This window comes from Colwellia psychrerythraea (assembly GCF_000764225.1).
Taxonomy (GTDB): domain Bacteria; phylum Pseudomonadota; class Gammaproteobacteria; order Enterobacterales; family Alteromonadaceae; genus Colwellia; species Colwellia psychrerythraea_D.
Genome location: NZ_JQED01000037.1, coordinates 157,047 through 178,335, shown reverse-complemented (window position 1 = coordinate 178,335; position 21,289 = coordinate 157,047). Strand labels below are relative to the sequence as shown.

At 35.1% G+C, this 21,289-nt stretch carries 19 protein-coding genes and 1 tRNA gene; 12 read left to right on the top strand and 8 right to left on the bottom strand.

Features of this window, described 5'->3' with window-relative positions; translation table 11 throughout:
* Positions 1 to 94: 94 nt before the first annotated feature.
* The 5 genes from ND2E_RS23345 to ND2E_RS07710 form a co-directional block, all read right to left on the bottom strand.
* A complete protein-coding gene (locus tag ND2E_RS23345; RefSeq protein ID WP_223303634.1) occupies positions 95 to 4,159 on the bottom strand; it encodes a hypothetical protein in 4,065 nt (1,354 codons plus the stop codon).
* Complete coding sequence (locus ND2E_RS07695) at positions 4,156 to 5,172, bottom strand: ComEC/Rec2 family competence protein (RefSeq protein WP_033094505.1); 1,017 nt, start codon at positions 5,170 to 5,172, stop codon at positions 4,156 to 4,158. Before ND2E_RS07695 ends, ND2E_RS23345 begins: the two co-directional genes overlap by 4 nt.
* An 8-nt stretch (positions 5,173 to 5,180) precedes the next feature.
* The gene (locus tag ND2E_RS07700; RefSeq protein ID WP_033094504.1) at positions 5,181 to 5,834 is read right to left on the bottom strand and encodes a hypothetical protein; all 654 of its coding nucleotides are present in this window, start codon (positions 5,832 to 5,834) and stop codon (positions 5,181 to 5,183) included.
* Between the two features lie 201 nt (positions 5,835 to 6,035).
* Positions 6,036 to 7,331 (bottom strand): competence protein CoiA family protein, encoded by a 1,296-nt coding sequence (locus ND2E_RS07705; RefSeq protein WP_033094503.1) that lies wholly within the window; start codon positions 7,329 to 7,331, stop codon positions 6,036 to 6,038.
* Positions 7,332 to 7,363: 32 nt separating this feature from the next.
* Positions 7,364 to 8,080, bottom strand: a complete 717-nt coding sequence (locus ND2E_RS07710) for an NYN domain-containing protein (RefSeq protein ID WP_033094502.1) — start codon at positions 8,078 to 8,080, stop codon at positions 7,364 to 7,366.
* Positions 8,081 to 8,712: 632 nt separating this feature from the next.
* Here ND2E_RS07710 and ND2E_RS23125 point away from each other — a divergent pair.
* From ND2E_RS23125 to ND2E_RS22710, 6 genes are all read left to right on the top strand, one after another.
* Positions 8,713 to 8,886: a hypothetical protein gene (locus ND2E_RS23125; protein WP_190277840.1), complete on the top strand. Its 174-nt coding sequence runs from the start codon at positions 8,713 to 8,715 to the stop codon at positions 8,884 to 8,886.
* Positions 8,887 to 9,534: 648 nt separating this feature from the next.
* Complete coding sequence (locus ND2E_RS07715; protein WP_033094501.1) at positions 9,535 to 12,552, top strand: DEAD/DEAH box helicase; 3,018 nt, start codon at positions 9,535 to 9,537, stop codon at positions 12,550 to 12,552.
* Positions 12,553 to 13,164: 612 nt separating this feature from the next.
* Complete coding sequence (locus tag ND2E_RS23120) at positions 13,165 to 13,335, top strand: hypothetical protein (RefSeq protein ID WP_190277839.1); 171 nt, start codon at positions 13,165 to 13,167, stop codon at positions 13,333 to 13,335.
* On the top strand, positions 13,316 to 13,870 hold the full coding sequence (locus ND2E_RS07720) for a recombinase family protein (protein WP_033094500.1): 555 nt from the start codon (positions 13,316 to 13,318) through the stop codon (positions 13,868 to 13,870). The genes ND2E_RS23120 and ND2E_RS07720 overlap by 20 nt, the downstream gene beginning before the upstream one ends.
* Before the next feature lie 36 nt (positions 13,871 to 13,906).
* A complete protein-coding gene (locus ND2E_RS07725) occupies positions 13,907 to 14,206 on the top strand; it encodes a recombinase family protein (protein ID WP_033094499.1) in 300 nt (99 codons plus the stop codon).
* Between the two features lie 101 nt (positions 14,207 to 14,307).
* Entirely contained in the window at positions 14,308 to 15,885 is a 1,578-nt protein-coding gene (locus tag ND2E_RS22710) for a recombinase family protein (RefSeq protein WP_081962060.1), read from the top strand.
* Here the strand turns inward: ND2E_RS22710 and ND2E_RS0121625 are convergent.
* Positions 15,877 to 15,967: transfer RNA gene (locus ND2E_RS0121625), tRNA-Ser, on the bottom strand. The genes ND2E_RS22710 and ND2E_RS0121625 overlap by 9 nt on opposite strands.
* Before the next feature lie 185 nt (positions 15,968 to 16,152).
* On the opposite strand from ND2E_RS0121625, the gene ND2E_RS07730 reads away from it, so the two are divergent.
* The 6 genes from ND2E_RS07730 to ND2E_RS07755 all read left to right on the top strand — a co-directional run bounded on the left by ND2E_RS07730 (position 16,153) and on the right by ND2E_RS07755 (position 19,289).
* The gene (locus ND2E_RS07730; protein WP_033094498.1) at positions 16,153 to 16,755 is read left to right on the top strand and encodes a DNA-3-methyladenine glycosylase I; all 603 of its coding nucleotides are present in this window, start codon (positions 16,153 to 16,155) and stop codon (positions 16,753 to 16,755) included.
* A gap of 324 nt (positions 16,756 to 17,079) precedes the next feature.
* On the top strand, positions 17,080 to 17,748 hold the full coding sequence (locus tag ND2E_RS07735; protein ID WP_150113766.1) for a Bax inhibitor-1/YccA family protein: 669 nt from the start codon (positions 17,080 to 17,082) through the stop codon (positions 17,746 to 17,748).
* Between the two features lie 137 nt (positions 17,749 to 17,885).
* On the top strand, positions 17,886 to 18,254 hold the full coding sequence (gene tusD / locus ND2E_RS07740; RefSeq protein WP_033094497.1) for a sulfurtransferase complex subunit TusD: 369 nt from the start codon (positions 17,886 to 17,888) through the stop codon (positions 18,252 to 18,254).
* Complete coding sequence (gene tusC / locus ND2E_RS07745; RefSeq protein ID WP_052056659.1) at positions 18,254 to 18,652, top strand: sulfurtransferase complex subunit TusC; 399 nt, start codon at positions 18,254 to 18,256, stop codon at positions 18,650 to 18,652. The genes tusD and tusC overlap by 1 nt, the downstream gene beginning before the upstream one ends.
* A gap of 11 nt (positions 18,653 to 18,663) precedes the next feature.
* On the top strand, positions 18,664 to 18,960 hold the full coding sequence (gene tusB, locus ND2E_RS07750; RefSeq protein WP_033094496.1) for a sulfurtransferase complex subunit TusB: 297 nt from the start codon (positions 18,664 to 18,666) through the stop codon (positions 18,958 to 18,960).
* Positions 18,951 to 19,289, top strand: a complete 339-nt coding sequence (locus tag ND2E_RS07755) for a TusE/DsrC/DsvC family sulfur relay protein (RefSeq protein ID WP_033094495.1) — start codon at positions 18,951 to 18,953, stop codon at positions 19,287 to 19,289. The genes tusB and ND2E_RS07755 overlap by 10 nt, the downstream gene beginning before the upstream one ends.
* 35 nt (positions 19,290 to 19,324) lie before the next feature.
* Here the strand turns inward: ND2E_RS07755 and ND2E_RS07760 are convergent, their stop codons facing one another.
* Together ND2E_RS07760 and ND2E_RS07765 are read right to left on the bottom strand one after the other, a co-directional pair.
* Positions 19,325 to 19,522 carry a hypothetical protein gene (locus tag ND2E_RS07760; RefSeq protein ID WP_033094494.1) on the bottom strand — a complete coding sequence of 66 codons (198 nt, stop codon included), beginning with the start codon at positions 19,520 to 19,522 and terminating at the stop codon, positions 19,325 to 19,327.
* A 194-nt stretch (positions 19,523 to 19,716) separates the two neighbouring features.
* Positions 19,717 to 21,168 carry a glyceraldehyde-3-phosphate dehydrogenase gene (locus ND2E_RS07765; protein WP_033094493.1) on the bottom strand — a complete coding sequence of 484 codons (1,452 nt, stop codon included), beginning with the start codon at positions 21,166 to 21,168 and terminating at the stop codon, positions 19,717 to 19,719.
* Between the last annotated feature and the right edge of the window lie 121 nt (positions 21,169 to 21,289).

Here is a 21,289-nt window from a genome sequence, read left to right as displayed (position 1 = left end):
TTATAGTAGATGCTAAATACTGATCTTCCCCTAACAATGTAAATTTCTGTGACTGCGCATAATGTTTGAGGTTGGCAATCATCAAATGAGATTATTACTTTTTGGTTCGAACCTTTAAAAGTAATTCATCTAGAGTTCTATTAACGTCCAACTCATCCCCAACATCTAAAGTAGGTAAAATAGCTTTCATTAAGCACAAAACATTCTCAGGCCAAGAGTAACCTTTTACTGAAAGAGCTTTATTTATGTTTACAAAGTGATGTTCATGATATTTAAGTAAATATCTTTGTTGTCCCCAAAAAGCTAACCATTTAACTTTTAATGATTCAAAAGCCAACCTAGAGATTAAATTTGATTGTTTTATATCAATACCTATTTGAATAGCTGTTAAAGTAAGACTAAATATACCAATGATTAAATTTATAGGACTCTGGTTCTGGTGATGCCGGAAACCCATTATTAATTTGGTGTTATATGCTATTACATCGGTTGTATTTACATTACTGCCTTTTAATATACCTGTTAAATCTGCTCGAATAGCTACTTCTGGATCTATTGAAATACATTCAATCAGTTTATCAACTTCTTCCCACTTATTTTGAAGTGCACAGCTTATAACAAAACTAAGAATGTAGTGCTCTACAACACTACTATAATGATCAAAATCCTCTACCGTAGCTTCAGATAGTGTTTGATATGTAAATGCAATGTCTGTTGAATTTTTTTGAGTGCCTACCTGACCAGAAGCATAAATCAAATAAGCTACAAAGCTCTTTAAAGCAGATATTAATAGTTTCTCATTAGATTTTATAATGGCGATATCAAGTTTTGAAAATGTAAAATGACTCTCTCCTTCTACTAATGGACCATTAGTTAAATTTTTTGTTAGCTTCGAGGATATCCCTACATCCAACACACAATAGCTTTCTATTGATGCTAGAATGTACTGTGCAAAATCAAGAGGAGCAATTTTCTGCTTACTTATATCTTTGTTAGGTTCTGGGTTACTAACTATCCCAGAATAGATTTGAGTATCTTGACCGCCTGCAAGGAGAATTGTTTGTTGTTTTGATTCTTGTTCAAGCCACAATAGAATGTGATGGACAAACACATGGCAGTGAGCTGCATTTAACGAACTTTTTGGATCAATCTTTTTAAGTTCATCCAATACATCTGCAAGTCTTTGAATACTCTCTTTTTTGTCTCCATCATGCCAACATGCTAGTGCTGAATCTGCTTGAAGTCCTATTTTCATAGGCAACATTTCAGGCAATTCAAGTACGTTAATAGAGGCGCTTCCAAGCAAAAAATATTCACTAGCTAAAGAAAAGTCACTTTCATTTTCTGCACAAATAGCTGCCTCTCGGTAAAAGTATGCTTTTTCAGCGCCTTTAAACTCCACTTTACCGGCTAGGACTTTTTTAGAAAGAATAAGGCTTTCTTTATAATTTTTTTCTCTATATAACACTAATGCTTTAGCTCTAAGTAAGCAAAAGCTTGTGCAGCCATATTTTGCAAGGCCAATGTCAATTAACTCTATTGCTTTATCTGAACGTCCACCAGTTTCATCCCAAATAACAGCTGAAAATTTTACACAAATCTCTGCTAAATCATTATTTCCCCAATTATTCGCAATTGTTTCCAGTTCAGAAAATATAACCGTATGCTTTTCACAATTAATAGTGCCTTTGTTAAATTCACTTAACCATGCCCCCCTAACTATTATATCTAAACCTAAATCTAATTGTTCTATGGTAGAGAACAACTCATTTTTGATTTTCTCTTCACAGTTATTAATAAATTCAAACAATGGGATTAATGCACCTATCGTATCAATTTGATTGATTTGGTTAATGATTAAAAAGCTTACAGCTGATATACCATCAACTTTTGTCGGTATCTCTTTATGGGGTATAGATATCGGAAGTAATTCTGCTTTATTTTCAAATAGAGTATTAAGCTTCGTGACTATTGAATTCCAGTTGGGTAAATTTCCAAATTTAGGCTGAGATAATAGTAGCTTTGAGTATATCATTATACGTACTAATACCGAGCTGCCAGTTTCTTGAGTATCAGAGTTATCTGCTTCGATTTCAAAACGGTTAAATGTTTCTAAGTAACTCCCTTTTTTATCTTCAAAACACGTTAAAAGTATTAGTTGGGCCCCTCTCAGCATAATATTTACATTCGAGTCATGTGCATAAATTGAATTGTCTGTATTCAAAAAAGTAAACATTATTAAATGTGGGGCGATGATTTGAAGTTCACTGAGTTCAGTAGTTAGAATTGGATAACATAGAAGTGCAAGCGCTCCAGTATTTTCCCCTGCAAATGCTGCAATGAATGCAGTATTCATTGTAATTGGATCAATTACTTTTGTACGAAGGATTGAGTCCGCAATTTCACATTGAATTGGTTTCCGCTGCTGTTTGGTTAAGGTTGCAGCAGCAAAGTTTGATAACAATGGAGATAAAGAAAAGCGATCAATTTCATGTTGATCTATCCAAGACCCTACAAGGCTGTCAAAGGTAATTCCAGCGTCTGCTATTTTAGGAGATAATAAAGCTAAATCAAGAACCAGATTCCTATCAAATCTACCTGTAATTAAAGATACTCGTTCGACAATCTTCCTTGCACTAGCAGGGAGTTCATGAAGTAACCGTTCCCTTGTTTTCTTCTTAACTTTTTCTACCGTTTCATTTCTTTGCAGTAAAGAGTTTAAGGTCCGAAATTCTTCAATGCTCCATTTGCTTTTTTTCATACTTTGAATCATTGCGATAACTAATTGAGGGTGTCCTCCACCTGATGACATATATATATATCGTGCCCAATAATCCTCTGTCACACCCAAAGCAGATAAAATTTCTTTAATATCTACCTCCGAAAAATCATCAACTTTTTGTTCAACCTCCTGAGGGAGATCAGCAGAATATAGGTAATCTTCATCTGATACTTTTGATGATGTGAAAAGTATAAAAACATTAATTTTTTTACAAAAATGATGAAGGCTAAGTAACTTCTCGGTAACAGTAGGCGTGAAGACACATTCAAGATCGTCAATAAGGATTCCTGTTACTTCTTGATTATTAAGATTCAGTAATGAACTAGCTAAAATTTGACAAACTTCCTGAGAATTTAACCCTCTTAAATTAGCCCCAATCCAACGTCCTCCTAGGTGTTTCGCAGCCATCTTGGCCGCAACGGTTTTTCCAACACCAGCCGCTCCATACAACCATGCAGTATTATTATTTTTAAGTGAATAGACAGTGCTATCAATTAATTTGTTTCTTGAAGCAATTGCTCTAGGAAGCGGAACACTTTCAATTGAACTTAGAGGTGATGTATGCGATACAGCTATATTTGAATTACCTAATGAAGAAGGCATAAATTGAGAAATCAAGTTTTGTGAAATTGAACGAGTCAATTCTTCCACATCTATTTGGGTAGCGGAATCGATTAATTTACTTTGAGAACTGGTGCTTTTTTCACTTCCATGATGCTTGTAATCTATTAGATTTAATTCAGGGATTAAGTACTTATTAAATAAGGATATACAAGTACAATTAACACCAACAAAATTATCTTCGCTTACAGACTTTACTATTGAAGTTAGAAAGGCTTCACTAGAATCATTATCATGAATAAATACGCCACTACCAGACAAGCCTTGTAAAACTTCAGCTCCAGCTTCGCCTTGAAAATCAGTATAGTCTTTCTCGGGTATCTCGATATGAATATCAGCGCCCGCTGTACCGTTTTTATAACAAGGCATTACCGAGTAAATTTTACCGCTTTGAACCTTGCCTCTACCTCTAAATATAAATTCCAACGTTGGCTCATCAGTCTCATTAGTAAAAAATACTTCTGGAAAGTCATCGCTATTTACACCAACTTCAATAGCAACGATGTCATGAGCCTTATATATTTCGAAATTGCCTAACTCTCTAATAAACGTTAAATTTCCAAACTTTTCAGACTTATAAGTTAATAAAGAACTAAGTTCCTCAGTATATTGCTCACACCTTTCTCCAAAAGTGACGTGTGCAGAAGTTAATACATAAAATGCATTTTTAACCTTAACGAGTACAGCACTTCCCTGATAGTTTGATTCTTTAGAGATTTGAACAGTCGCGTTGGGCAGAAATGTTAGGTGGTTCATGACAGTCTAATCTCATTTTGTTCAATGTAATTTATCTTGTATAAAAGACGCTCTTCGGCACTTAATAAAGGACCATTTCTTGTTTCAATTGCCGAAATAGAGTGATTAAAGTAAAAGTTAATTTCATCATTGCCATTTCTATCAACCAAAGCTGCTAGCTTGGCAATAGTTTCAACATTAGGGTGCTTACTCCTTGCCTTGCCGCCGTTTGTACTAATAATGAAGTTATTACAACTAATCATGTTTAGTAACTGTTTTGATATGCTTTTTGCACTTCCGTGGTGAGATAATTTGATATAGTCGAATGTTGCTTTTTGTGTTGAGTTAAAGCCTTGCTTTAGTAAATAATCTGAAATCACTTCAGGATGTGAATCAGCTAGAAACAGTACTTTCTTATCTTTATAATTGAGAATGAAAGCAATAGAGCTAGCATTAGCAATATCATTGGGTATTTTAGGAAATGAATCAGGTTGTTTAGTCCACTCGACAAAAGATTTAGTAGTTGCGTTTAGGGTTATGTCTGTTCCCTTATCATTCTGTTGTACAGTACCTACTTGGTCATTATATTTCTCGTAATAACTATCTAGTTCTGTTTGAGTTGGAGAGATAATATCAAGCGATAGGTTTTTAGAGACCTCAATAGTTTGCCCTTGAATTAGGCCTTCAAATGGTAACTCTTTGCCTTGTAACAAATTAACTAAATCCTTAGCTTGCCGTATAGATATTGCGCTATTAGTTCTGGGAGTCGGTATAGATTCAGGGGAGTTTACGTACACTTTTTTCAAAGCAAATTTTTCAGGGTAGTCATTAATTAATGGAAAAGCGCCATTAATGTGATCTTCATCAGAGTGCGTTAAAATAATGAAATCCGCTGAATTTGTTCTCTTTTTTATATGATGTTTGTAGGTTAGTTTGAACCCACAATCCACTAGAAACTTTATATTACTATCAGGCTCTTCGATAAGAAAAGCATCACCATATTTTGCTTCGAAACTAGTTATTATCAATTCCATAACTAGCTCTAACTAACCGCAATACGGTAAAGCGTATTACCTTTCTTACTAATTCTAGTTTCGAGCAACCTTTCAGATACCATTTTTTGCAAAGTGCTTCTTATAAATGGGTGTTCATATGAAGATAGATCGGAAAACCCTTGTTGCTGAGAACCCCACGCCTTAATTCTGGAAGGGGAAAATGCCCATTTGTTATACTTGGTTAGGAATTTAATTAATTGCTCCCTAAGCAGGGGCTCTTGAAACCTTTCTGTAAGTTCAGTTATTCCATCATCTTTTCTAATATAAGCCTCCAATGACTCAATTCGGTCTTCCAAATAGCTTAATTCTTCAGCATGCTCTGAAGCTTGTTCTTGTACAATTTCCTTGAACTCTATACCTCCAATTTTTGAAATACGAATTCCCATTTTGTCCCAAGGAATCCAAACAACAAATAAAGCTACAATTGAAAATAGAAATATTGAATTTAAGCCTAGTTCCTTTGGTGACACATGTTGTTTTGGTGCCTCTATATATTTATAGGTCAGACAAATACAAGCAATAATAAGTACAGACGAAAACAATGTAATAACAAACTTTAATAAGCCTGGAATCTTAAAGTTAGATGAGGTGGAATCTAGTTCTTCTTCAGGTTGTTCAAAATTAATTTGTTGGTGGACCATTCTTAATTCCTTCTTAAATATGAGACTAACTATGAATGAATGCCACCCATTGAGCTCACTATTCAATAATATCTGTTTTACTAATTGATTACTCAAACAAAATGTATCTTTAACCCCATAATTTATATAATGCAGTGACCTAGGTCGATTTGTTTTATGTATATTAGGCTAACTGTTTACATCAAAATTTTTCTCTGGGAATCAGGCAGATTCTCCTATGTTTTTTAAGTTACTATAAAGCCCTAGAACAGTCTCAGTGTTAAGTTTTTCATCTATATCATGCGCAAAAGGCCAAGGGGCCCCTGTCTTCCTGCAAAATGCTTTGAACTCTGGAAGAATTCTCTCCAAGTGCTTTCTTGCTTGGGCAATGATAACAATTTTAGATTCAAGTGCCTTTGAAGCATCTTTAATTGTCTCTTCAATTTCCAAGTATTCCTTAGTATCGATCTCAAGTTTTTCTAACCTTGCTTCTTTATAGTCAATATCCCTTTTGGCCATGTTCACAAGATCATTTAGCGCTTTCAGCTCAACACTTTTGGACTCTATTTCCTGAATCAAAAGCTTATTATCTAGTCGGTATTGATTCTCCATATCATTCTTCAATAACTGATATGATGCATTAAACTGTGTTTCAGCACTTATGTTTGCGTCACGCAGAGCATCATCTTTCATTTCTTGAAGCTCTTGATGAAGTTTTTGTTCTTCCGTTGAAAACCAATTCAAGATTGCTTGTTTTTCTTCTGCATCAGGAGATTTAGTCGACAGAAGGTTTTCAACCCTACTTAGCTCTTTTGTACGAAGGGTTATTTTTTTAGTTAGTTTTTGTAGTTTTTTGGAATACTCAAGATCTTTACTTAAATATTCTTCGTGAAGCTTACGAATTGCGAGCCTTTCATGATCATGAACTTTAGACCCAATGTATCCAGCAGGAGATACGCTTAGCCAATTTACTTCACAGCGGTTGATATGGTGCTCAATTTCTTCATCAGTAATTACATCTCCTTCAGGTGAAAAGTCACTAAAATCAAATTCCAACGCATTAGCATTATTAGCTTTGAGTTCTTTGATTTTTTGAGGTTCACAAAAGTGCGTTACTGCAATTTCAATAAAGACCCTTTCCCCATTAGAAAAAACTGTAACATCAGGGATGCGCCTTGTAGGATCAAAACGCATTTCAACTAGAGCATCTTCAATTTCAATTGACTCTATGACGGGGTTATGGTTGCCAACAGGAACTTTAATATGCAGTGCTTTTGAAAGGTACTCTTTAACTCTTAAGTGAAGCTCAGTTTCCCCTGACCAAGCACATTCAACTTCACCTGATGAAGTATCATGCGCGAAATGCCAGCTACGCTTTTTTCCCTGCCTTGCAATCAAAGGGGTCTGACAAACTAAGCAAAGACAATTGCACGCCTTACCATTATTAACATCATCTATACTTGTAATTTCGTCCGTTTCATCTAACGCACGAGTCATTTTCACATGGCTTAAGTTCACTCTACATCCTTGCTGTTTTATCAGATATTACCTTATACAACTGCCAACTTCGCTCGTTTCCTGTCTTGAATCCAAAAGACTGAACCCGATTTTTTTATTTCAAATGAGTCAATTGCTTTAAATAAGTCACTTAACTTTTCAAAGCCATAGTTTCGTTGGTCGAATGAAGCATGATTTGATATATGTGAACCGATGGTGCCTAATTGCGCCCAGCCATCATCATCTTCAGACGCTTCTACTGCTTGCCTGAGAAGGTTCATTAGCTTGGTATCACATTTAATGTGAGCTTCGGATTTTTGCTTGGTCTGACCTTGGTTTTGCATCTCATCTAAATACAGAAATTTTGAACAACTATTAACGAATGCCATAGGTGCTTTCCGCTCGCCAAACCCGAGAACTGATTTTCCATCAGCAAGAGCACGAGTAACGAGCGGTGTGAAATCACAATCAGAGGACACTAAGCAGATGGTATCTACATCTTTGGTGTAGAGAATATCCATTGCATCAATAACAAGCGCAATGTCAGTGGCATTTTTGCCTTTGGTTAAATCAAATTGCTGGATTGGTTGAATGGCGTATTCGTGAAGAACATCTTCCCAGGGCTTGATACATGGACTCTTCCAGTTCCCGTAGGCTTTGCGAATATTAACGACACCATAGCGAGCAAGCTCTGAAAGTATGATGTCTATTTTGGCGGCAGGCGCATTATCAGCATCGATAAATAACGCTATTTTTTCCTTATCCTTCAATTGAAATATCCTTTTCTTTTTAACCCAAAAACCTTATGTTTATTAATGACAATAACTGACTGAAATATCAACTCATTTCGCTGTATTTATTGTTTAGTATCAAATGATTTAGACCAACGCATACACTCAACTATTTAGTAATAAACACTAAAAAGCCCTATTACCAGCTACTGGACTCAGTTTAAAGTAAATTTACTCAAGCTAACAATAGTAAAGTTGTTGGTTACTCAAACATATATAAATATCATTTTTCATCAAGTACGCTTGTGCAGTATCTGCGCTTCCGCGTTGTGCTAGCAGATTCAAAAACGCCAATCAGCAAAGCAATTTATAGCTATAGTACTCAAAGTTTAGAATAAATTAACTTTAAAACGGCTCTACTTATTCCATAAGTAAATTAAAAAATTTGTCGTCTATTGACATAACATATAAACGCAAGGTTTATTATCTAAAATAAGCCTGTCTTTTCAATTGCTGTTATATATCAAAGTCTTATTTTAACGACATCACAACATAATATACCACTAATTAATTCAATGAGTTATATGGTTTATGTGATCTAAAAGCCTTTACAAATACAATTAAATAGCTTTAATTAAATAACAAGCATTCATTCGAGAGAGAATATAAACATGCTATCTAACACTGAAAAGGTTTACGTAAAGCAACAGTTAAAACTTATTGATGACAATTATCATCTTTACGAGGAGATAAACCCTGAAGAGTTATTCAATGAAATAGAGAAAGATCGAGCCAGCGGAAAATTAAATAAAATCATAGGGCTTGAGCCTAAAACATCTGACTAACCTTCCCTCGATTCTGTAGACACCTAGCTTCCATTTAAATATTGTTGTTCGTATGTATCAGGGGATACATGACCAAGGTGGCTATGAAATCGCTTCCGATTGTAGAGCATTTCAAAGTACAATTGCCAATGAGACTTGGTTGCTATTGGCCACTACAAAGATGGCCTTTTTGTGCCATTATAAGTGTTCTTTGGTTGGTGATTTTTGACATCAACCAAACCTAGACTTTAATCTATGGCTCATAATAGAGCTGATTTTGAGCCATAAAAACCGCCTTATAGCTCAAAGCCCCCCTGTTGCGAGCAGAGTTCTGGCAGCTAGAGACACAAAACCCTCGCAGGTTGAATTGCAATCCTTTGATTTCCTATGACTTTAAACACTACCCCCTATAAAAAAACCCCCGAACTCTACACTTTTTGCTATGAATAACCGACGTTCATAGATTTCAAAGGAAGTTATCGCCTAATAATTAATCATAAAATTCAAATTAAAAGCTCAGAAGGTTGATGATACACACATTAATACCTCTAACTAGCTGTTCAGATTTGCCATATCACTGCACTTTATTGTTCTAAAACAACTTCATAGTAATTTGTTTTATGATATAAAACTTTATCTTCGTAAAAAATTTTGAATGGAATAAACATAATGAACGGAAAACTATATGAATTGCTAAAGCCTAAACTGAGAAACTGCCAAATAAACTCTATTCAAGCAATATTCAAATACCTGAATTCTAAACGAAAAGAAAAATCATGTCTTATATCTCTCCCTACAGGAGGGGGGAAAACCGGAGTAATTGCTTCCGCCTGCCTGATAAGTAATAAAAAAAAGATACTAGTACTATCTCATAGAGGACCAGTAAGAGATCAATTAAAGAAAGAAATTGGTGGTGGTTTCTTTAACAGTATTTTCGAAAACAAAGTCGACTTTGAATTTCTACCTGCATTCAAATTAGAGGATAATTGGAATAGATCTGGAGTATATATTTCTACTTTTCAGAAACTAGGAAAGTTAAGTGATGAAAAATTAGAGGATTTAATAAAAAACATAGATTTACTTTTTGTAGATGAAGGTCATGCTGAACCAGCAAAAGAGTGGAGTAAAATTTCAAGGGCATTCTCTTGCCCTAAAATAATAATTACTGCTACCCCTTATCGAAATGATCTATTTCAATTCGATATTTCCGCAAATAATGGCTTTATCTACACTTTCAAAGAAGCATTAGAAGAAGAAATTCTTTCTCCCCCGATATTTGAAAGCATTGAACAAGACTTGCTAGTCAATAGAGTCAGGGCCCTATTAGATAAGCAAAAGAATACTAAGTGTATTGTAAAATGTAATACAGGTGATGATGTAGAGAGATATAGAAATCTTTTTAGTGAACACTTTATAACTGCTGCTTATCATGACAGGTATAAGGGCAATAATAGGAAAGAGAACTGTTCTGACAATGTGCCAAAAAACTTAAAAGCAATGAACCACCAAGTTATAATTCATCAGAAAAAACTAGATGAAGGTGTCGATATCCCGCAAGCTAAAATTATTGTTTTAACATACCCTGTGAGCAACGGTAGAGAGTTGGTTCAGACTATAGGTAGAGTTGTAAGGCTTTTTAATAATTGTAAATCTTATGTTCTCGACATGTCATCAATGTCTAATGAAAAAGTTTGGGGAAATTATCGTGAATTTGACAAATACCTTTCACATAAAGCTAATTGGAAGAAATTCTTAAAATCATTAGATACCTCTGCACTAATCGACTCTTACTTAGATAGCTTTCCTGAACATAGTTATTTTGATGCTGGGTTTAAAAGAAAATTTGACCTAAATAGTTTTGATCTCTCTAAGGATCTAAAGCTGCCATTGGCTTCAATCTGTTTCATTAACAAGAATGAGTATTTTTCTATACCTAGCTTCAGCAGTGAATTAATTCTTCAAAGAACATTTCAAGGTGAGCTGATTAGGCACGTCTCAAATGTACTAGGGTTTGATGCACTTATATCAGTGCAGTTCAAAAACTCTAAGTATTTAAGTTCACACTTATTCTTTGAACCAAGTTTAGAAATTACACTTATCAAGGATATAGGATCTTATGTTGCAATCTTTGATAGTAGAGCTTCAGATTTCTCTAGGAACATAGACCTTGGAACCGGACCAGCCATTTCCCAACAAGACATAGTAAAGCTAACCGCTCTTACCAAGAAAGTTAGAACCAAAGAAGTACATGCAAGGGCTATTACATCTTCAACTAAATCTCCTGAGGGAATATCACAATTTGGTAGAGATCTAGAGAGCTCGAACCAATCTCAAATCAATTCGAGTCAAGCCTTAACAAGAGTTAAAGTCGATAACCTTGATGAAGATGGTAAAACCGATAGTAGTTTTTATTTAGGTACTAAATCAGGCAGGGTATCAGATCAGAAAAATAGAAACTTTAGTTTGACTGATATTTCAAACTGGATTGACGACATTGGAATCAGTCTCAATAGCGATATTATTGTAAACAGCGAATTAATTAATTCATATGCGCAACCAGTAAACATAACTCCTACTACAAAACCATTATCAATCTTAATTGATCTTAGTTGGCTAGATTCTCACCAAATTATAAACGGCAAATATACTTTAGAAAATAGGTTTTACTTCTTTAACTATGATGACGGGTTTACTTTACTTGAAAAAGATAAGAACTCGAAAGTAGAAATACACTTCAATCCTGAAACCTTTCTATTGGAACTAACATCTAAAAGTGCATTTATTATTGATTCAAATGCACTGGATTTACTTACCGAACTTAATGAAAATCAAGATTTCAAGGTAATTTATGAACAAGGGATTTCATACTACGACCATAACTTTTATCAACATGCACTACCTACAAGTAAAGGATTTGACTTTAGTTTATCTAAGAAAAGTAGATCATTAATTAGTTTGCCTGAACTTAAACATAAAGACCTAACTGAAAAAGGTACATTAACCTCTCAAAAAAGTTTCGATATAAAGTCTGTTTTTTATTTGATAGATCAAATATCAAACAATTCAATTCCAGGCTTTCCAGCCGATAAACTGGGTTCTTTATATGATTCAGTACCTGGAGCAAACTTAGTTGTATGTACTGATATGGGTACAGAGCCAGCTGACTTTATAGTAGCTTCAGATAAAAAACTTTGTTTTATTCACGTTAAATGTGGGAAAAGCTTTAAATCTCCACAGTCCTCAGCAGGAGCATTAGCGGAAGTTGGAGGTCAAGCTATTAAGAATATTTTACCACTAGCATCAAAGTTAAGGGACTATACTCCAGGAAATTGGGCCGAATTACATAACCCTTGGCCTGTACCAAACGATGATATAACACTTGATAATCGAGTTAGAATGATCGATAAGCAAACAGCAGACCAATATATCAAAAAAAATGGTATTCCTAAAAATGAATTACTGAAAGAAGCATGGGATAAAATCAACTCACTTCGAGTATCTCCATCTGTAGAAAAGGAAATTTGGCTTGTCGTAGGGAATGCCTTTTCAAAAACACATTTCATAGATAGTCTTAAAAAAGGAACGGCAGCCCCGAGTACATCACTACAGGCATATCAATTAATTGACAGCTGGTTAAGTACATGTGCAATCAATGAAATAGAACTTAAAATTTTTGTATCTGAATAGGTTCAAGGTATTAGATTACTCAATTATTTAGCTAGCTTTTGTATTAATGGCTTTATTGTACTTGCTGATTTTAATTATTAGCGTGTTTAAAATTATTGAATAGAGGCTTTGGTTTAGTTGTCTGTCAGGTTTACTGCCATTGATAAGATATGAGCATTAACAAAACTTCATAGAAGGAACGTTAATGCTATTTCGGTTTGTTCCCCAAAATAATCAGCCTTCTATATATCCGCATTAACTAAGACTCTACGTCATTAGCAGAATATAGTTTAATAGATTTAACTTTGACTCTTTTATCAGGAAAGTACTGGACTCTATTGATAAAACATTTAGAATAAATGTATTTATAAGCCCTTACCTCTTATGCTTAAACTGAATAACAATCCAAGTAATTAGTGGCATAGTATATATAAGTAAAAATAAAGAAATTTTATCATCTCGTTATTAAACAAGTACTCCCCTCAAAAACCAAATGCCTCTATTGACATTGCAACATACTATAACAGTAATAATTTCAATGTCATAAACATCACCATGCATTTAACATTCCTGTACTTTTATTAAGAAAACTTCCTTAATAATAGTAAGTTCTCGTCATCGTATCTAAATGCTATGAGCTCAAATAACATCCCAAATCGAAATATTGTTTTTTATTTTAAGAAAAACTTAAGAAGTAAATTACTTACTAAGCAAGAGCGTAATGCTTTAGAAGCTTCACTTGATGAGGTTATTGAAAGGTTAATTAAAAAAGAGGAAATTTCTGATGAAAAACGTCAAAAGTGATAATTGTGCTACTCATGATGTGTCAACTTTAAGGAAGAGTTTATTTGAAGAACTTGAGTCTTTTCACAAGGCACAACTTTCAAAGTCTGTGAAAGCTAGACTAGAACGAAATGCTAAAAATGGTTTTCACAATGGTGGTATAGCACCATTTGGGTTTCAGGCAGTCCCTTATGATGGCGGTAAAGGTCATTATCCACGAAAAGTACTTAAGGTGCTGGAGCATGAGGCAGAGGTTATCAAGTTGATTTTTGATTTATTCACCTCACAGAAAAATAGTAACGATTCCATTCTAGCAAAGGTATTAAATCACCTAAAGATCAACGAGATTAAACGTAGGGGTAAACTTTGGACTTCTCCCCAGCTTATTGATCTTATAAAGGATTCAACCTATTACGGCGAAAGGGTCTTTCCCCGTAACAAAAAACAGAGAAGCAACGATAAGCAAATTATTATTACTGTGCCTTCGATAGTTACGAAGAATACTTTCATACTAGCGAATAAAAAATTGGCTTCACTACATAAAGGTCATAAATAAAGCCGAAGATTCAAATAGATTCTAGGAGATTAAATTATGAAACTTGCAATATACAGAAGAGTTAGTTCAAAAAGGCAGGTTACGGAGGGTGAATCACTTGAGGGGCAAATGATTAAAGTCCAAGCCTGGTGTAAAACGAATGACCATACTATCGTCAGAGATTACGTCGATAAAGGCTTGAGTGGCTATAAAGGTAATAGACCTGCTTTCAATCAATTACAAGAGGATGTGGAGGATCCATGTTGCGAATATGATGGTGTGGTTGTTTATGCGGTATCAAGAATTAGCAGAGACCTAATAATTCTCTTAACAGCCGTAGATAAAATAATACGATAGTTACGAAGAATACTTTCATACTAGCGAATAAAAAATTGGCTTCACTACATAAAGGTCATAAATAAAGCCGAAGATTCAAATAGATTCTAGGAGATTAAATTATGAAACTTGCAATATACAGAAGAGTTAGTTCAAAAAGGCAGGTTACGGAGGGTGAATCACTTGAGGGGCAAATGATTAAAGTCCAAGCCTGGTGTAAAACGAATGACCATACTATCGTCAGAGATTACGTCGATAAAGGCTTGAGTGGCTATAAAGGTAATAGACCTGCTTTCAATCAATTACAAGAGGATGTGGAGGATCCATGTTGCGAATATGATGGTGTGGTTGTTTATGCGGTATCAAGAATTAGCAGAGACCTAATAATTCTCTTAACAGCCGTAGATAAAATAATACGCAACAATTTTAGTTTCTTTTCGGCAACTGAAAATTTACCCACTGATATGGGATCTTTTAAGTTAATGCTAGCAATACAAGGGGCTGTTGCTCAAAACCAGAGCGATAATAACTCACTCTTTGTTAAAGACCGGCTCACAGAAACCGCTGAGCAAGGTTACTTTACTGGCGGCAGAGCTCCATTTGGTTACACAGCTGTCCCGGTAAAGAAAATACTAGGTAAAAAGAAACGTAAGATTCTAGCTGTTAACGAAGAAGAAGCAGAAGTTATCAAAACGATTTTTAATTTAGCTCGCTTTGGGACTGATGGTAAAGCCTTTGGTTTAAAAGCAATAGCAACACACCTAAACCAACACGGCATCAGTCATCGTAATAATAAATGGACAATTTCTACCTTAAGTCTCATTTTAAATAATACTTGTTATTATGGTGAGAGAGTATTCCGAAAAAATAAGATTACTGACTCAGCATACCCCAAAATCATCATTAAAGTCCCCGCTATTGTTACTAAAGAAGTTTTTAGTGAAGTCAGCAGTGGATTACAAGCCAGGATGTTAACAAATAGCGAGAATAAAGCCATACGCTCCCCTTCGTTATTAACTGGGATTTTAAAGTGTTACAAATTCGGTGCGAATATGATAATCAATACAGGAAAAGGTGGGCGCTATCATTATTACAAATGTAGTAATAGGATTAAAAAAGACATAAATTGCTGTGATAGCCCTGCTATTCCAAAGCTTCAACTGGAAGCTGCCATTTTGAAAACAATCAGAAAAGAGATTTTAAGTAAACAAAAAATAGATAGCATCTGTGAATTAGTCAGAACAAAAATCAGAGAGACTGCTGGAGAAACAAAAAACTCAAGAATTGTAAAAGAACACCAACTATCTAATGTTACTAGCGGTATAAACAACCTTTATCATCAAGTTAGTCAGAATCAGCTTAAGCTCGATGAAACGTTAACCGAATTTCTTGAAACTCAAAAGCAGCAACAGAAAACATTAGAAAAAGAGATAGAACTTATTAAAAAAAGAACTAGTTTATCGCTTTGGAAATTTGGTGATAATAAAAAAGAGTTATTTATCAAAATAATTAGAGAAGTATTTTCTAGTGATAACGTTATCGCTTCTAAAACTTATTTGCTAGCTATTGTAGATCAAATAATAGTTAAGCCAAAGAAGATTGAAGTTAGTGGGGCAAACTTGAAATTACTTAATGCGGTTTCAGAAACGAAAATGGGCACCTCTACTGAGGTGCCCACTTACGTATCAATGTGGCGGTGAGATAGAGATTTGAACTCTAGAAGGGCTACAAACCCTTGCCGGTTTTCAAGACCGGTGCTTTCGACCACTCAGCCATCTCACCTGAAGTTAACAAATAAGCTTGTAAAACAATGCTTGCTTGAGAACGAGGCGAATATTAAAGTCTCTCTAATACGTTGTAAAGCACTATTTTAGCTTTTATGATGGTTTTCCGTTTGTTTGCGAAAAAAACAGCCAGCTTGCTTTGTTTTTCAGCAATTTATATCTGTTCGAAGAAGGAATAACATGATGTCAGTAGAAAATACCTGCCGATGCCCTTGGTTAGACACCACAAAGCCCGATTATGTTAAATATCATGATGAAGAATGGGGTGTGCCTAGTCATGATGATAAAGTGATGTTTGAATTCCTTGTACTCGAGTCTGCCCAAGCAGGTTTAAGCTGGTACACAATTCTTAAGAAGCGTGATGGTTATCGAAAGTTGTTTGCTAACTTTGATGTAAACAAGGTAGCGAAATATACCAGTGAAGATGTTGAACGCTTAATGCAAGATGCTTCAATAATTCGTAACAGACTCAAAATAGAAGCAGCAATAAATAACGCTAAACGGTTTATTGAAATACAGAATGAATACGGTAGCTTCTGCAAGTTCATCTGGTCTTACGTTGATAATAAAACTATTGTAAATAGTATTGATACAATCGATGACTACGTTGCTACATCACCTATTAGTGATCAGCTAGCAAAAGACATGAAGAAGCGTGGCTTTAAATTTCTTGGTTCAACGACCTTGTACTCACACCTACAGGCCACAGGATTGATAAACGATCATTTAAATGATTGTTATAGAAAGCATGAAGTCAAAGCAGTTGTTGGTAATAAACATGATTAACACTATCTCAGGTTGTCGGGCATAGTAATACTGTGCTTGCCCTAAAATCTCACTAACTAGTCAGGAGAAAGAAGTTTCAAAGTTGATTAGTTTTATAATTCAATGTGCTGCGCAATGTCATAGCAAAGTTATTTGAGTGGCTTGTTACAAAATATAACAAAAACAGCCCCCTTTAAACAAAGCTAAACGTAGTATTTTAAAAATCACCATGCCATAATATGTCATAAGGAACTAAGTTAGCGTAAGTCAGTTATGTATGAAAACTTGAACTTATCTAAAATGACCTTATCTATATAACTAGAATTAAATTCTTAAGGAAGTTTTATGCAATCTAATATGGGTTTTCAAACGGCGAGTAAAAGCTCGGCGCTAGAAATTAATAAAGTATTGAAAAATACTTATATGTTGTTATCAATGACACTTGCGTTTAGTGCAGTAACAGCTGGTATTTCAATGGCAATGAACCTACCACACGGTGCAGCCCTTATCATGACGTTAGTCGCGTTCGGTTTGATGTTTGTTGTAAACAAAAAAGCTGACTCTGCTAGTGGCATATATTGGATTTTCGCCTTTACTGGTTTAATGGGCGCATCATTAGGGCCTATGCTTAATGCCTACGCTGCGATGCCAAATGGCGGTGCATTAATTATGCAAGCGCTTGGTGGAACCGCATTAATATTTTTCGCATTGTCTGGTTATGCACTAACAAGTAAAAAAGACTTCTCATTTATGGGTGGCTTTTTAATGGTTGGTTTGATTGTTGTTATCGTAGCAAGTCTTGCGAATATCTTCTTTCAAATTCCTGCCCTTTCATTAGCAGTTAGTGCTGCTGTTATCATGATTATGTCTGGCTTAATCTTGTTTGATACTAGTCGTATCATTAATGGTGGTGAGCGTAACTACATTCGTGCAACAATCTCTTTATACTTAAATATTTACAATATTTTTGTACACTTACTACACTTATTAGGTGTATTTAACGGCGACGATTAGTTAACGCTAAAAATTTTCGTTAAAAAACATTACAATCATTGATAATGTTTTATAATAAAAACCTCGCAATTGCGGGGTTTTTTTTATCTGTGATACTCCTTATCGCCTTTTATTATCTTTTATAGTTTGGATATGTTGTGAAAACTCTTGCTGTAGTAATAACTACTCCCCCTTATAGCCCCTTAACTGTGACAGCATTGACGTATGTTGAGACAGCGCTGATCGCCGGCATCAATGTTATAGGTGTCTTTTTTTATCAAGATGGCGCAATGCACGCGAATGAAAATATTAGTATTGCCAGTGATGAATATCAGGCTATAGCGCACTGGCAACGATTAAATCAACAGTATCAATTACCCTTGCATATTTGTATCACTGCTGCTGAAAAACGCGGTATAGCCTGTGATTCAGTAGATAACGAAGAAATAAACGGGGCATTTACCGTGTCAGGTTTAGGTGAATTAGTAGAATTAACAACAAAAGCAACACGCTTGGTGCAGTTTTAATGGTTTCATCAGATACACAAGTAGAAAATAATTTGTCTCAGGAAAGTGGCTTAGCAATTATAAACAGCAAAGCCCCTTTTAGTAGTGACTTTGGAAAAGATGCCCTTGATGTGGCCTTAATATTTGGCTCGTTTGAGCAAAAAGTATCACTATTTTTCCAAGGTGATGGCGTTTATCAGTTAATCGGTCATCAAGATGGTACGTTAGTGTCTATAAAAGATTATTTAAAAACATTTTCAGCTTTTGAGTTCTACGATATTGAGGACATCTATGTCTGTCAGCAATCATTAGTTAATAGACAGCTTGATGAGAGCTTTCATATTGATAATGTAAACGTGCTAGCAAGTCTTGAGTTTGGCTTAGCAATTAATCGCCATCAACATGTATTAAGATTCTAAGGACAGTAAACATGAGTACTTTACATTTAGTCAGGAAATCAGCTTTTACCACCAATGACTTTGCACAATGCTTAAGTGTGCTAGACCAACAAGATTCGGTTGTATTGATGGATGACGGTTGTTATAACTTAAAACACCCATTAATGGACAGTTTGATCAAGCGATCCGAAAGTACGATTTCCATTAATGTTATTTCAAATCATGCAAAGGCTAGAGCTATTGAAACGCTCGCCGCAATACAGCATATTGAGATGAATGACGTAGTTGAACTTACCTTTACCCATAACAAAGTGATCACATGGCAATAACATTAACTTTTGAAAACGAGATAATTCCCACAGACAAGCAGGGTTATTTACTTGATCATTTACTGTGGCAGGAAGAATTAGCGCTTGTTATGGCTAAAAATGACGAATTTGAACTGACTGATGCGCATTGGGAAGTGATACATTTTGTTAGGCAGTTTTATTTAACTTATAATACCTCACCAGCAATTCGCGCGTTAACAAAAGCAATGAAAGCCGAATTTGGTGAAGCAAAAGCGAGTAGTCGTTATTTGTATAAATTATTTCCTGAAGGCCCAGCTAAACAAGCGACCAAATATGCTGGTTTGCCAAAGCCTGCACGCTGCATTTAAACGTTAAATATGCTCACAGGCAAGGTTACCGACTTTTATACTTTAATATTTACCTGAAAGCCGCTATTGCCTGTTGGCGCAGATAAGTTAGTTGGACTTGCGGACTGAATAAGCTGTAATGCCATTTTCCCTTCTAATTCTTGCTGACTTTTAGCTACAGCTGCAGTGAGAAGTTCTTCACCAGATGTTGCTTTCGCTGATACGGAATTGCTTTGATCTAAGCTAATCGACATAAACCTACTCTTTGTGTGATATCAATTTCAATATCCTTTTATCGACAATATTGTTAATAACTTAAACCGGTAAATACAACTAGCTAGAATATTTTGTATTTAACATATTTATTGCCATTCTTTCATAAACAAAAAAGCGCATATTACAGAGTAATATGCGCTTTTTCAGTTCGCTTAGTTAACTTAAGCGTGTTTTACTTTAACGGTAAGCTAGGAACCGTGATGCCCGCCATTTCAAGCATAACTTGAATAACTTGACAGCTATAACCAAACTCATTGTCATACCATACGTATAATACAGCACGATCAGCGTCAACAATTGTTGCTTGTGAATCAACAACACCTGCGTAACGTGAACCAACTAAATCAGTCGAAACAATTTCACTAGAAGCTGTGTAGTCAATTTGATTTTGTAAAGGAGAGTTTAATGAAATATTACGTAAGTAATCATTCAACGCATCTTTATCGGTCGCTGTGTTCAAGTTCAAGTTCATAATTGCCATTGAAACATTTGGCGTAGGCACTCGAATTGCGTTACCTGTTAATAAGCCTTTAAGCTCTGGTAATGCTTTAGCAACTGCTTTTGCAGCACCAGTAGTACTGATAACCATATTTAATGGTGCACTACGTCCACGACGAGGTGCTGGATGGTAGTTATCAATTAAGTTTTGATCGTTAGTATATGAATGGATAGTTTCAACATGACCGTTGCGTATACCGTATTCATCATTTAGTGCTTTTAAAACTGGTGTGATAGCATTAGTAGTACAGCTCGCTGCAGAAACGATTTTATCAGTGGCTGAAATCATGCCTTGGTTAACACCATAAACGATGTTTTTGATGTCGCCTTTAGCAGGAGCAGTTAATAATACTTTTGCTACACCTTTTGATTGTAAATGCTGACCTAAACCATCTTCGTCAGTCCAGATACCAGTGTTATCAACAACTAATGCATCGTTAATACCATGCTCTGTGTAATCAACTTCTGCAGGTGATTTAGCATAGATAACTTTAATGAAAGCACCGTTTGCTTTGATTACATTATTTTCTTTATCAATTGAAATGCTGCCGTTAAATGCACCGTGAACTGAATCACGACGTAATAAACTTGCACGTTTCTCTAAATCATCGCCGCCTTTACTTGGACGTAAAACGATTGCACGAAGATTTAATTTAGCATTTGGTCCTGCACGTTCTATTAATAAACGCGCTAAAAGACGACCGATTCTACCAAAACCATAAAGTACTACGTCTTGGCTTTTTTGATCTGAGTTTTCACGACTCTCTGCTGTTAATTCTTTATCTAAATATTGTTCAATAGACAGGTCATTCGCTTGACCAAGGTATAAATAGTTATAAGCTAATTTACCTATATCAATACGTGCAGGCGCTAAATCCATTTTGTTTATTGCTTCTACAAAAGGGTAGCTTTCACGTAAACGCAATTTATTTTCTTCATGTAGCGCAACAGATTTATGTGCTTTGATAATATCAATAGAAGATGCATTTAATAATGGGCGACCATACACTAAAATTTCAATGCCTTTGTTGCGAAAAAGCTGTCCAATAATTGGTTGCATATTTTCAGCGAACGTTTGACGTTCTTGCCAGCTTGCTTGATACTTTTCCTCAAGATGAGAAGTCATTACTTAAACCTTTTATTTCAGTCGATTGAACAATAGGCTATTATCACTGAGTACTAAAGACGATAATAGCTAGTGGAGAGTAAATTTACAGGCGTATTGTAATTCAGTATGAAATATTTCT